The sequence below is a fragment of the Janthinobacterium sp. BJB304 genome, from assembly GCF_002735765.1.
In the GTDB taxonomy this organism is placed as follows: domain Bacteria; phylum Pseudomonadota; class Gammaproteobacteria; order Burkholderiales; family Burkholderiaceae_D; genus Janthinobacterium.
Genome location: NZ_PDZN01000029.1, coordinates 22,801 through 35,207, shown reverse-complemented (window position 1 = coordinate 35,207; position 12,407 = coordinate 22,801). Strand labels below are relative to the sequence as shown.

General features: G+C 64.9%; 9 protein-coding genes. 4 read left to right on the top strand and 5 right to left on the bottom strand.

Annotation, left to right across the window (positions count from 1 at the left end):
- The first annotated feature begins 162 nt into the window (after positions 1-162).
- Positions 163-1,851 carry a peptide chain release factor 3 gene (locus CSQ95_RS25965; RefSeq protein WP_373633058.1) on the top strand — a complete coding sequence of 563 codons (1,689 nt, stop codon included), beginning with the start codon at positions 163-165 and terminating at the stop codon, positions 1,849-1,851.
- Between the two features lie 150 nt (positions 1,852-2,001).
- Here CSQ95_RS25965 and CSQ95_RS25960 read toward each other — a convergent pair whose 3' ends face one another.
- Both CSQ95_RS25960 and CSQ95_RS30185 read right to left on the bottom strand, forming a co-directional pair.
- Positions 2,002-3,894 (bottom strand): bifunctional diguanylate cyclase/phosphodiesterase, encoded by a 1,893-nt coding sequence (locus tag CSQ95_RS25960; RefSeq protein ID WP_099411576.1) that lies wholly within the window; start codon positions 3,892-3,894, stop codon positions 2,002-2,004.
- A 276-nt stretch (positions 3,895-4,170) separates the two neighbouring features.
- Positions 4,171-4,299 carry a hypothetical protein gene (locus CSQ95_RS30185; protein ID WP_257218224.1) on the bottom strand — a complete coding sequence of 43 codons (129 nt, stop codon included), beginning with the start codon at positions 4,297-4,299 and terminating at the stop codon, positions 4,171-4,173.
- A 184-nt stretch (positions 4,300-4,483) separates the two neighbouring features.
- On the opposite strand from CSQ95_RS30185, the gene rnk reads away from it, so the two are divergent.
- On the top strand, positions 4,484-4,891 hold the full coding sequence (rnk, locus tag CSQ95_RS25955) for a nucleoside diphosphate kinase regulator (protein ID WP_162835757.1): 408 nt from the start codon (positions 4,484-4,486) through the stop codon (positions 4,889-4,891).
- 56 nt (positions 4,892-4,947) lie between these two features.
- Here rnk and CSQ95_RS25950 read toward each other — a convergent pair whose 3' ends face one another.
- From CSQ95_RS25950 to CSQ95_RS25940, 3 genes are all read right to left on the bottom strand, one after another.
- Positions 4,948-5,976 carry a transporter gene (locus tag CSQ95_RS25950; protein ID WP_180279169.1) on the bottom strand — a complete coding sequence of 343 codons (1,029 nt, stop codon included), beginning with the start codon at positions 5,974-5,976 and terminating at the stop codon, positions 4,948-4,950.
- Between the two features lie 115 nt (positions 5,977-6,091).
- A complete protein-coding gene (locus CSQ95_RS29895) occupies positions 6,092-6,847 on the bottom strand; it encodes a hypothetical protein (RefSeq protein ID WP_257218223.1) in 756 nt (251 codons plus the stop codon).
- 188 nt (positions 6,848-7,035) lie between these two features.
- Positions 7,036-7,272 carry a hypothetical protein gene (locus CSQ95_RS25940; protein WP_070313469.1) on the bottom strand — a complete coding sequence of 79 codons (237 nt, stop codon included), beginning with the start codon at positions 7,270-7,272 and terminating at the stop codon, positions 7,036-7,038.
- Positions 7,273-7,605: 333 nt separating this feature from the next.
- Between CSQ95_RS25940 and CSQ95_RS29375 the strand changes: the two genes are divergently transcribed.
- Together CSQ95_RS29375 and CSQ95_RS25930 are read left to right on the top strand one after the other, a co-directional pair.
- Positions 7,606-9,939: a hypothetical protein gene (locus CSQ95_RS29375; RefSeq protein ID WP_143450082.1), complete on the top strand. Its 2,334-nt coding sequence runs from the start codon at positions 7,606-7,608 to the stop codon at positions 9,937-9,939.
- 19 nt (positions 9,940-9,958) lie between these two features.
- Positions 9,959-12,271 carry an SUMF1/EgtB/PvdO family nonheme iron enzyme gene (locus tag CSQ95_RS25930; protein ID WP_180279168.1) on the top strand — a complete coding sequence of 771 codons (2,313 nt, stop codon included), beginning with the start codon at positions 9,959-9,961 and terminating at the stop codon, positions 12,269-12,271.
- The last annotated feature ends 136 nt before the right edge of the window (positions 12,272-12,407 follow it).

Below are 12,407 nucleotides of genomic sequence, written 5' to 3'. Positions count from 1 at the left end.
CGGGTTTCCAGGGTAGGGTGACAACATTTCTGCAGTGCAATGTTGCCTGCGGATTGTGACCCCTTGATGAAGTGGCTGATTTTGCTTTTCTCCACAGTGAAGCAGTTCACACGGAAGGCCGATCCTTCTGTAAAATCGAGGGTTTTTTGCGAGGGCCATATTATGGTCACCAATATGGCCAACGAGAACGACATCACTACCCCCGATTCCAGCGACAATGCGGACAACGCCGCAGCGCCGGCGAGCAGCAAGGCGCCGGCCGTGATCGCGCGCGAAGTGCAGCGCCGCCGCACCTTCGGCATCATTTCCCACCCGGATGCGGGTAAAACCACCTTGACGGAAAAACTGCTGCTGTTCTCGGGCGCGATCCAGATGGCCGGCACCGTCAAGGCCCGTAAATCGGGCCGCCACGCGACGTCGGACTGGATGGAGATCGAGAAGCAGCGCGGCATTTCCGTCGCCTCCTCGGTGATGCAGTTCGAATTCCGCGACCACGTCGTCAACCTGCTCGACACCCCGGGCCACCAGGACTTCTCGGAAGATACCTACCGCGTGCTGACGGCGGTCGACTCGGCGCTGATGGTGATCGATGCGGCCAAGGGCGTGGAAGCGCAGACGATCAAGCTGCTGGCCGTCTGCCGCATGCGCAATACGCCCATCGTCACTTTCATGAACAAGATGGACCGCGAGACGCGCGATCCGCTGGACCTGCTCGACGAACTCGAGTCGGTGCTGAAGATCCAGTGCGCGCCCGTCACCTGGCCTATCGGCATGGGCAAGAACTTCCGCGGCGTGTACCACCTGCTGAACGACGAGATCATGCTGTTCAAGGCCGGTGAAGAGAAGGCCGACGGCGCCTTCGAAATCATCAAGGGCATCGACAACCCGCGCCTGCAGGAGATGTTCCCGCTGGAGATGGACCAGTTGCGCATGGAAGTCGAATTGGTGCACGGCGCCTCGAACCCGTTCAACCTGGAGGAATTCCTCTCCGGCGTGCAGACGCCCGTGTTCTTTGGTTCGGCCATCAACAACTTCGGCGTGCGCGAGATTCTTTCCGCGCTGGTCGACTGGGCGCCGGCGCCGCGCCCGCGCGACGCGACCGTGCGTTCCGTCGATCCGACCGAGCAGCCATTCACCGGTTTCGTCTTCAAGATCCAGGCGAACATGGACCCGGCCCACCGCGACCGCATCGCCTTCCTGCGCGTATGCTCGGGACGTTTCGAGCGCGGTATGAAGGTCAAGCACTTGCGCCTGGGGCGCGAGATCAAGGTGTCGAACGTGGTGACCTTCATGGCCTCCTCGCGCGAACAGGTGGAAGAGGCGTACGCGGGTGACATCATCGGCTTGCCGAACCACGGCAACATGCAGATCGGCGACAGTTTTTCCGAAGGCGAGATGCTGACCTTTACCGGCATCCCGTACTTCGCGCCGGACTTCTTCCGTTCCGTGCGCATCCGTAATCCGCTGAAGATCAAGCAATTGCACAAGGGCTTGCAGCAGCTGGGCGAAGAGGGCGCGGTACAGGTCTTCAAGCCGGTGCAGGGCGGCGAACTGGTGCTGGGCGCCGTCGGCGTGCTGCAGTTCGAAGTGGTGGCCAGCCGTTTGCTCAACGAATACGGCGTCGACGCCGTGTTCGAAGGCACCAGCATCAGCAGCGCGCGCTGGGTCAGCTGCGACGACAAGCGCGTCCTGCAGGATTTCGAAAACGCGCTGGGCCACAACGTGGCCTACGATGCGGCCGGCAACATGGCCTATTTGGCCACATCGGGCGTCAACCTGCGCCTGACGGAAGAGCGCTGGCCGAAATTGACATTCCACGCGACGCGCGAGCATTCGGCCAAGCTGGCTTGATGTAGCGGCGTCGTCGGGTTACGCGCTTCGCGCTAACCCGACCTACGGGGGGCATGGGCGCGTTGCGCTAACCCCGCCTGCCTGTGCCTGGCGTAGGTCGGATTAGCGCGGCAACGCCGCGCGTAATCCGACAATATCGTTGGCCAGACCTCAAGCCGGCAAGCTCGTGCGCGTGCTCCAGTCGCGCCGCTCCAGCAGCAATGCCGTCAGCTGCGCCGCCGTCATCGGTCGCGCAAAGAAGTAGCCCTGCACGTTGTCGCAGCCCGCTGTTCTTAAAAATTCCACCTGCTGCAAGGTCTCCACCCCTTCGGCCACCACTTTCAGGTGCAGGCTGTGCGCCATGGCGATGATGGCCGTGACGATGGCTTCGCCCTCGCCGGGCAGGTCGTGCACGAAGCTGCGGTCGATCTTCAGCTGGTCGATCGGCAGGCGCTTCAGGTAGGACATCGACGAATAGCCGGTGCCGAAATCGTCGATCGACAGGTGGATGCCCGTCTCCTGCAGGCGCCGCATCAGTTCCACGTTGGCGTGGACGTTGTCCATCAAGACCCCTTCCGTGATTTCCAGCTCCAGCAAGCCATGCGGCAGCTGCGTTTCGTGCAGGATGGCGCGGATATCGTCCATCAGGCCCGGGTCGCGCGCCTGGCAGGCCGACAGGTTGACGGCCACGTGCTCGAGCGAGTCGAGCAGCCCCGCCTTGCACCAGACGGCGGCCTGGCGGCAGGCGCTTTGCAGCACCCAGCGTCCCAGATCGACGATGATGCCGCTTTCCTCGGCCACGGGGATGAATTCGGCAGGGCTCAGCTGGCCCATCTCGCGGCAGTTCCAGCGTATCAGCGCTTCCACGCCGACGATGCGCCCGCTGCGCAAGTCGATCTGCGGCTGGTAGTGCAGATACAGTTCCTCGTTTTGCAGCGCGCGGCGCAGGTTCGCTTCCATGCGCAGGCGGCGCTGGGCGCGCAATTCCATTTCGGCCTTGAACACGGCGTAGCGGTTCTTGCCCTGGTGCTTGGCGTGGTACATGGCCGTATCGGCATTGCGCGTCAGGGTGGCCACGTCCTGCGCGTCGAACGGGTACAGGCTCACGCCGATGCTGGCGCTGACATACAACTGGTGGCCTTCGAGGTCGAACGGTTCGGCCAGCACGGCGAGGATCTTGCTCGCCACGCTGGCCATTTCCGAGGCGTCGTCGGCCGGTTCGACGATGACGACGAATTCGTCGCCGCCGATGCGGCAGATGATGTCGGTGCCGCGCAGGATGGCCACGAGGCGCTCGGCGACGAGCTTGAGCAACTGGTCGCCACAGTGGTGGCCCAGCGTATCGTTGACGATCTTGAAGTTGTCCAGGTCCAGCAGCAGCAGGCCCACGCTGCTGTCCTGGCGGTCGGCGCGCGCCAGCGCGTAGGCCAGCGCGTCGTTGAATTCATGGCGGTTCGGCAGCTGTGTAACGGAGTCGACGTGGGCCAGGTAGTGCAAGTGGCTTTCCGCATGCTGGGCGGCGGTGCGCGTGCGGCGCACCATCAGGAAAGTCAGGCCGAATGCGCACAGGCAGACGAGCAGGGTGAAGGCGGCAAATTGTGCCAGACTGGCGTACAGCGGCGCCAGGCTGGCGCGCAGATACAGGGCGCCGCCGCCGGGCAAGGTCTTGAGGATGGCGGCGCTGCCGTCCAGGTAATCGAGGTGCACGCCGTTGCGCGGCGCGGCGGGCACGGTATCGACGCTGCTGCGCGCATAGCGGGCAAACGGTGCGCCATAGGGGCTGTAGAGCAGGGCTTGCCGGATATGCGGGGCGGCGGCGAGGGGAGCGAGCAGTTGTTGCGCCGCCAGGCGATTGTCCTGGCGCATGGTCTCGGTGGCGGCGGGCGCCAGCATGTCGGCCTGGATCTGCAGGCTGCGCTGGAGGGATGCCTGGAGGGAAAACAACTGGAAGAGGATCAGCAGCAGGCTGGCCATGGTCAGCATGGCCGCCGCGGCCAGCAAGTTCAGCCGGGCTATCCGGTCGCCGCGTAATTGCACGGACGGCAGTATCAATGGCGTCATCATGACGCTTCCTCCTGCCGGCCCCGCTTGTCGCCGCCCCGTGTGATCGCGCCTCGCCCTGCCATACTTTACGTTCCAGTCTGATGAAAACCGAAGTGAGCCGGAACTCTCAACGTGTTGCTAAGTGTTGCTAAGGCCGACATATTGTCATTTTGCAGCGTGAAAGTACAGGGCGTGCGGCAATTTAGTATCCATGCCGGGCACCGCTGGCGGCGGACAAGGCGACAAGACAGGCGGAAAAGGCGGGCGTGTCTTTCTAATAATAATACATGCTGAAGTTTAATCCTTTTTTTGCCTGGCGGTTTTTTTCTCTAAAAACATGCTGAAGGTAAACAAAATACCGCCAAGAATAACTTCAATGTGCCCGGCCATTCCGGCACGGATTAACTTTTTGTCTGTATCGGCCATTGCAAGTCATTGATTTTAATAAATTTTAATGAAGAATGCGCGAACGCTATGGCCTTGCTTCGCGAGTTCGTCCATAATCCGCTGATGATGGACGTTCTGATGCTGTTTGTTTTGTCTGCCGCGGCCAAGCAAGTCGCCGCCAGCAAAACCGGACGCCGCCCTAATGATCAATAGTGAGGATATCTTGGAAAAAAAACCAAAAATTATTTTGTCGTCACAAGACTTGGAACGACTGGAAGCGTTGTTGTATGCCTTGGGTAATAACTTGTCGCCGGACAAGGCCGCCTTGCTCGATGAGCTGGGCCGCGCCGAGGTGCTCGAACCGCAAGAGATTCCCCCGACCGTCGTGACGATGAATTCCACCGTGCGCTTCACGGTGGAAAACAAGGAGGAATTCTGCCTCACGCTCGTGTATCCAAAAGATGTGGAAGGCCAGGCCGACCGCATTTCCGTGCTGGCGCCCGTCGGCAGCGCGCTGCTGGGCCTGTCCGTGGGCGACAGCATCGCCTGGCCCATGCCGGGCGGCGTGGTGAAGGTCAAGATCGAGGAAATCGTCTATCAGCCTGAACGGGCCGGCGAGTACCACCGATAAGCAATGACGGCGGACGGCGCCTGCCGTTCGCCGGCCAGGCCGTGCCGGGACGGAAATTAACTGTTTCGCTGCACGCGCACCACCAGCCATCCCGCCACGACCGTAAATGTGACGATGATGGCGACGATGATCCAGAAGCCCTGCGGATGCTGGGCCAGCGGAATACCCCCCACATTCATGCCCAGCATGCCGGCGATGATATTGATCGGCAAGGCCAGCACGGTGACGATGGTCAGCACGAACAGGCTGCGGCTGTTTTCCTCGTTGACGCTGGCGGCGATCTCTTCCTGCAGCAGCTTGATGCGTTCCTGTAGCGAGGACATATCGCTGAGCACCACCGAAAATTCCTCCGTCGATTGGCGCAGTTCCAGGCTGTCCAGTTCCGACACCCATGCGGGCGGACGCTGCAGCAGGCGGAACAGGGCAGCCGGTTCCGGCGCCAGCAGGCGCTGCAGCCGCACCAGCACGCGCCGCATGGCGCCCAGGTCTTCGCGTTTCGGCACCAGGCGCCCGGCCAGCAAGTGATCCTCGATATCGTCGACCCGCGCCACGGCGTCGCGCACGATGTTGACCAGCACGTCGGCCTGGTCGCGCAGCAGATGGATCAGCAGCTCCACCGACGAGCGGATCGGCTCGTGGTTCTTGATGACGGCCTGGCGCAGCCGTTCGATCGACTGCAGCGGCGCGCGGCGCGCCGTGATGACGAGGTTTTGCGCCACGCTGGCCCACATGGTGGAGATATCGGATGCCTCGAACGAGAAATTGTGCACCACATCGTTGACCACGGCGATCAGGGTATTTTCCGCCTGCTCGATGCGCGTGGAACGGGAACCCTGGTGCAGGGTTTCATAGAATTCGTCGGCCAGCTGCGTGTGCGTCATCAGCCATTTTTCGCTGGCCGCATGCGACAAATTAAAATGCAGCCAGACGAATTCCTGCGCCGGCTGGGCCGTGCTCGCATTGAGCCAGGCCAGCGCGGCCGTCGAGTCGAGCGCCAGCGGCTGCGCCTCGCGGCCAAACAGGAAGCCCCAGACCAGGCCCGAGGTGTCCGAGCCGTAGGTAAAACCGGCAGTTTCCATCGCCATCGTGAATCTTTCTCGCGCAGTGTGATTGATCGTCGCGCGATGTTAATACACGGATGTGTCCGGAAAATGACAAGGCCACCGCGATGGGTGGCCTTGTCCGAACTACGGCTGCATGTTAATTGCGATGGGGATTATCGGGACGGCGGTCGTCGCGGTTTGGAACGCCGTCGCTGTCGCGGTCGTGGCGGTTGCCGTTGTCGCGGTCATAGCGGTTGGGGATGCCGTCGCCGTCACGGTCGTGGCGGTTGCCATTGTCGCGGTCATAACGGTTGGGGATGCCGTCGCGGTCGCGGTCGCCGTTCGGGCCGCGTGGCGACCAGCGGCCTTGCTCCATCTGCCAGCGGCCATCGCGCTGGTTCCAGGCGGGCGGCGCATACACGTAGCCGGGGCGTTCGGCGATCCATACGCCAGGCGTCCAGGCGTAGCGCTGGCTGCGCCATTCCCAGTGGCCGGGCACCCAGGCGTAGCCGTGGCGGGCGCGCGGGATGGCTTCGCGGCGCGGCGGCGGCGGGGCGATGCGGATGTCGTCATAGCGCACCGGCTGCACCTGTGCGGCGACCCAGCCGCCACGGTCCAGGCGCCAGCGGTTGTTCTCTTGTATCCAGGCGGCGCGGCGGTACTGGTTGCCGCCGCGTTCGCGCAGCCATTCGCCGTCGTTCCACACATGGCGCTGGCCATCCCAGTTCCAGTAGCCGGGCGCCCAGACATAGCCGGCGCGCGGTGCCGGCACGCTTTCAAACCGTGGCGGAGGCGGGGCGTTGCCGACGACAATGCTGACGCCGAGCTGATTCTGTGCCATGGCCTGCGCGGGCAGGAAGGCTGCGGCGCTGATGGCAAGCATGGCTGCTGCGTAGAGTGTGATGGGTTTCATGATGTGCTCCATTTCGGTGATTGCGTGAAATGGACTATAGGCGCTTGCCGGCGGTTTTTCGCCTTTGATTCAACTTATTACAATTGACACAATGCTGTGTGTCCGTGTATCCGTGGCCGATACAAATGGCGGCCTGGCGCGGTCGTGTTCAAACTGGCGCCAGGCGGCGTGGGGTCAGCATCGGTGACTCACAGGGCGCTGGCGGTGGTGTTGCCCAGCAAGGCCTGGCGTTCCTCGATCAGCGAGATTTTCTTTTCCTGTTCCGTCAGGCGCTTGGCGCTGACCACGACGACGGGGATGGCGCGGGCCTGCGCCGTATTGCCGGTTTCTGCCGCCTGTGGCCTGGTGAAGCTGGCATAGCTGGCACCGCAGGCGATGGCGACGGCGACGGTGAAGATGGCTTCCATGTTTTTCAGGGCTTTCATGATCGTTCCTTTCGGTGGCGGGTGGGTATGCATGCACTGTAGCCAAGCGCGCGCCCGCCCGCCATGCGCATGCGACCAGCCGTGGTTTTGGCAGGATGGCCTGCAAAAAAACGGCGCTGAAATGCCTGCGCGGGCGACCGCTTGAATTGAGGCCTAATTAGCCCTGTATCCGTGCATATGAATGCACTTGCCGCATGGCATTATTTGATACTGCACCGTGTTGTGCGCCGTGTTGCGCACGCTCGGCGCGCGGCAGGTGCTGCGCCGGCTGTCCTGCTAGAATCGGCATGGCAGCCGTGTTGCGCGCACAATAATTCTCATCAGGAGTGACACATGTTCCAATTGTTTGGTTTTGGCGGCGCCCGCTGCCCGCGCTGCGAGCACAAGAATGGCGCTGCCGCCGGCTATTGCGCGCAATGCGGCTTGTCGCTGGGCGCTCCCGACAGCGACGCGGTGCTGCATGCCAATCAATGGCATCTTGCTGATGGGCAACTGGCCCTGTTCTTTGGCGTGCGCGAATTGTCCTCGCTGTTCGGCAGCGCCGCACGCCGCCTGCAGGTGCCCGCCGAGTCGCGCGCCTGGATCGTGCAATCGGACGCTTTCACCTTGATACCGGCTGGCGATTACGACAGCGCCGCCTTCTTTGCGCGCCTGCCCGCGCTGCTGCCGGCACGCCCGGCCGAAGTGCTGATCGCGCGCGCCGACGCCGTCAGCCTGGAATTCGACCTGCCCGCCCTGGCCAGCACGGAACTGCTGAACATCGCCGCCTCGCTGCGCGTGGACATCGCGCTGGGCCAGCCCGATGCGTTCGCGCGCCAGTTCATGCGCGCGCCGGGCGCCGTCACGCACGCCCACCTGCACGCCTTGCTGCTGCCGTCCGTGCGGCAGATTGCGCTGGAATTCATCGGCAGCCGCGCGCTGCGCGAGATGGAGGCGAATGGCGACCTGCGGCCTGAATTGAACGAACGCCTGCAATCGGCCCTGACGCAGCGCCTGGCGCCGTCCGGCCTGGCCGTGGCGCGCGTGGAAACGCTCAGTTTGCGACACGACAAGCGCGCAGGCGAGGGCGATGCTGGCACCAGCATCGGCACCCTGTGGCTGGGCGGCTTGCCGGCGCAGGAACTGGAACAGCACAGCCTGGAGCGCATGAAGCAGCTCGACCAGCTGTATGACGAGGAAGAATGGCAGCGCATCCGCCGCGAGGAACTGGCGGCGCGCCACGCGCACCGGCGCGCCGAACTGCGGCAGGACGCGACGCTGGAAAAGGCGGAACTGGGCCACCAGGAGGCAGAACGCCTGCAAGCGCTGCGCGGACGCCAGATCGACCTGTATGGCCGCATCCTGGAAGCGAAGTCGCGGCGCCAGGCGCTCGACCATGGTGCCGCGCTGGCGCTGGGCGAGCTGGAACAGGAACTGGCGCAAAAGGGCGCGCAGCGCGCCGATGAGGCGGCCAACTGGGAACACGTGCGCGCGCTGGCCGCCATCAAGATGCGCAGCGAGCTGGAATTGTCGCAGCTGCACGGACGCGAACAGATCCAGATGGCGCAGCAGCGCTTCACCCACCAGGTCCACTTGCAGTCGATCGCGCAGCAAGTGGAAAGCGCGCTGCTGATCGACGACGAGACGGGCCGCCGCACCCAGCTGGCGCGCCTGCGCCAGGCGGAAGCGGATGCGGCCCAGCGCGAGGCGCAGCTGGAGGCGGAGCAGCACCAGGCGGCCTGGCAGGGCCTGATGCTGGCCAACGCGGCGCGCAAGCGCGAGGCCGAGCGGGTGCAGGAGTGGGAAGACCAGATGCAGCTGGCGCGCCAGCGCGAACTGCTGCGCGCCGAGGCGCACAAGGATGAAGCGGCCCAGGTGCAGGCGGCGGAGATCGCGGAAAAGGTGGCGGCGCTGCGGCGCGGCGGCGCGCGCGAGGAGGCCGTCGCGCAGCAGGAAAAGCTGCTGCGCACCATCGAGGCCGACGGCGTGCACGCGCGCCAGCTGCAGCAGCAATCGCAGCTGGCGCAGCTCGACGCGCTGGCCATCGAGGAACAGCGCCAGCAGCTGCGCCAGCTGGAACAGGAAGCGCAATGGCAGCGCGACTTGCTGGCCATGACGCAGCAGCGCGAAAGCGATTACGCGCGCTGGAAGGGAGAATATGAAGCGTTGCTGGCGCAACAGGCGCATGCGGCCGAACTGGCGCGCATCGATATCGACCGCATCGAGAAAATCGGTTCGCTGAGCGATACGGGCAAGGTGGCCATGGCCGCCGGGCAGAACGCGGCCGCGCTGGCGCAAGTGCTCAAGGTGCAGCTGCAGGCCGGCATGAGCGCCGAGCAGATTCACGCGCTGGCGGCGCTGGCTGCGGCCGAGAACAGCATCGCGCCGCTGGACGCGCTGCGCATGGCGCAGGACAGCGTGGCGCAGGAGCGCAGCTACCTGGAAGGCCAGGCGGAACGCGAACGGCGCCAGCAGCTCGACCTGGTCAACCTGCAGAACGCGGCGCACGCGCACGGCCTGTCGGCGCAGGCGCAGCTGGGCGTGGCCGTGGCGCAGGCGCTGCAGCCTGGTGCGGCCTCCGCCGCACCGGCATCAGCGCCGGCCCGCTGCAAGAACGGCCATGCGCAGCGCGCGGGTCACCCGGAAGATAAATTCTGCGCCGCCTGCGGTGTCGCCCTGCAGCCTTGATGGAAGCGTTTCACCCCAGATGATGCAAAAAGCACGAGACAAACTGCGGGAACTGCGCGCCCTCCACGACGACGGACTGCTCAGCGAGCAGGAATTTGAACGCCGCAAGAACGCCATCCTCGACGCCGAGTACGCGCCGCCCGGCGCCGCTCCCGTGGCCGCGCCGCTGCCCGTACGCCAGGGCACGGAGCTGGGCTTCATGACGGGCCAGGAAATCGGCCCGCAGAACCGCCGCTACCGGCTCGAACGGCTGATCGGCACGGGCGGCATGGGGCAGGTATGGCAAGCGACCGACCTGGCCACGCACGCGGAGCTGGGCAGCAGCGAAATGGTGGCGCTGAAGATCTTGCCGCCCCAGCTGACGCAAAGCGCCACGCATGCCAAGCTGCTGATCGAGGAAGCGACCCAGGCGAGGAAGCTCGCGCATGAAAACATCGTGCGCGTCTACGAGTGGGCGCAGGACCCGGCCACGGCCAGCTATTTCATCATCATGGAATGCCTCGAGGGCGAAGACCTCGAGCATTATCTGGCGCGCGAGGGCGCGCTGCCCCTGTCCACCGTGCAGCAGCTGCTGCAGCCGGTGGCCGACGCCCTGTCGTATGCGTGGGAAAAGCACAAGCTGGTGCACCGCGACATCAAGCCTGGCAATGTCTTCCTGACGGCGAAGGGCGACGTCAAACTGCTCGACTACGGCATCGCTTCGCGTGTGCGCAATGCGGACAGCAGCCTGGCGCTGGACATGCCGAATGCGGGCACGCACGGCTACCGTGCGCCCGAGGCCGGCGCCAACCAGCGCCAGCCCAGCCCGCGCCTGGACGTGTATGCGGTGGCCGTGATGATCTACCAGATGCTCGAAGGGCGCATGCCGTTCGACGACGCGCGCAGCGCCAGCCATCTGCCGTCGGCGCCGCAAGCGCTCAACGCGCAGCAGTGGCAGGTGCTGCAGAACGGGTTTTCGCTGACGCCGGAATTGCGTCCGCAATCGGTGCAAGCCTTGCTGGAAAACCTGGAACGCGCGGCCGGGCCGTCGCCCGAAGAACTGGCGGAGCAGGCGCGCCAGCAGCAGGCGCGCGCGGCGCAGCAGCAAAAGGAGGCGGCGCTGGCCGCCGAACAGGCCCGCGAGGCGGCGCTCAAAGAGGCACGTGCGCGCCAGGAAGAACTGGACCAGCGCCGGAAGGCGGAAATCCAGGCCGCCGCGCTGGAAAAGCAGCGATTGGACAAACTGCGCCGCGAGCAGGAGGCGCAGCGCCATTTCGAAGCGGAAGAGGCGCGCAAGCTGCGCAAGGAAGCGCTGCGCGGCCAGCTGCGCGCGCGCCGCGAAGCCGATGCCGCCACCGCCTTGCAGGAACACCAGGAATTGCAGCGCAAGGCCATCGTCGCCAAGGCGGAGGCGGCCTACCGCGCCGAGCAGGAACGCGCGCGCCGCGAAGAGGCCAGCCGCGCCGCCGCGGCCGCTGTCCCCGCGCCGGCATCCGCGCCGGCGACGGAAGCGGAACACGTGGAACCGGTGCCCAATGCGGAAGGCGTCTTGCGCGACGATTTTCTCGATGGCTCGGGACAGGGGCCGGAACTGGTGCTCATTCCCAGCGGCCGTTTCCAGATGGGCGCGCACGAGACGGAACACAAGGCCGCCATCCAGGCCGGCTCGCAACAGGCCTGGCTCGAGCGCGAGATGCCGCAGCACTGGGTCGGCATCGAGCGCCCGTTCGCGCTGGCGCGTCACCCCGTCAGCGTGGGCGAATGGCGCGCCTTCGTCAAGGCGACCGGCTGGGCGGGCGGTTCCGAGACGGACTGGGACAATCCCGGCTTCGTGCAGAACGACCAGCACCCGGTGGTGGGCGTGAGCTGGAATGACGCGCAGCTGTATCTGGGGTGGCTCAGCGAGCGTACCGGGCGCAAGTACCGCCTGCCCAGCGAAGCGGAATGGGAATACGCATGCCGCGCCGGCACGCGCACGGCCTTCAACGTGGGCGACACGATCAGCACCGAGCAAGCCAACTACGACGGTTTGTATGTCTACAACGGCGGCCCGCGCGGCGTGTACCGGGGCGGCACCAGCCCGCTGGGCACCTTCGCGCCGAATTCCTGGGGCCTGTTCGACATGCATGGCAATGTGTGGGAATGGGTGCAGGACGTGGTGCACGACAATTACGAAGGCGCGCCCGTCGATGGCAGCGCATGGGAAGAGGGCAGCGACAGCAGCCGGCGCATCCTGCGCGGCGGCTCGTGGCTGTACCACCCGCGCTACCTGCGCTCGGCCCTGCGCAACGGTTTTTCCACCGTGCTGTCGAACGACATCGTGGGCTTCCGCGTGGCGCGCACGCTCGATTAGGCAAGTACGGCGCCTGGCGTCGTCACGCCGGACCCGGAAGAAATGGCGCTGATGGCCGACGCCGTCTTCCGTATCATATGACCAGGTAGCAGGAGAGCGGGCTGCGCCAAGCGGGCAAACGGTGTAAATTGTGGCT

Coding starts and splice junctions, on each gene's coding strand:
- CSQ95_RS25930 (WP_180279168.1), top strand. CDS start 9,959: ATGATGCAAAAAGCACGAGACAAACTGCGGGAACTGCGCGCCCTCCAC.
- CSQ95_RS30185 (WP_257218224.1), bottom strand. CDS start 4,299: ATGGCCGATACAGACAAAAAGTTAATCCGTGCCGGAATGGCCGGGCAC.
- CSQ95_RS29895 (WP_257218223.1), bottom strand. CDS start 6,847: ATGAAACCCATCACACTCTACGCAGCAGCCATGCTTGCCATCAGCGCC.
- CSQ95_RS25950 (WP_180279169.1), bottom strand. CDS start 5,976: ATGGCGATGGAAACTGCCGGTTTTACCTACGGCTCGGACACCTCGGGC.
- CSQ95_RS25965 (WP_373633058.1), top strand. CDS start 163: ATGGTCACCAATATGGCCAACGAGAACGACATCACTACCCCCGATTCC.
- CSQ95_RS25940 (WP_070313469.1), bottom strand. CDS start 7,272: ATGAAAGCCCTGAAAAACATGGAAGCCATCTTCACCGTCGCCGTCGCC.
- CSQ95_RS29375 (WP_143450082.1), top strand. CDS start 7,606: ATGTTCCAATTGTTTGGTTTTGGCGGCGCCCGCTGCCCGCGCTGCGAG.
- CSQ95_RS25960 (WP_099411576.1), bottom strand. CDS start 3,894: ATGATGACGCCATTGATACTGCCGTCCGTGCAATTACGCGGCGACCGG.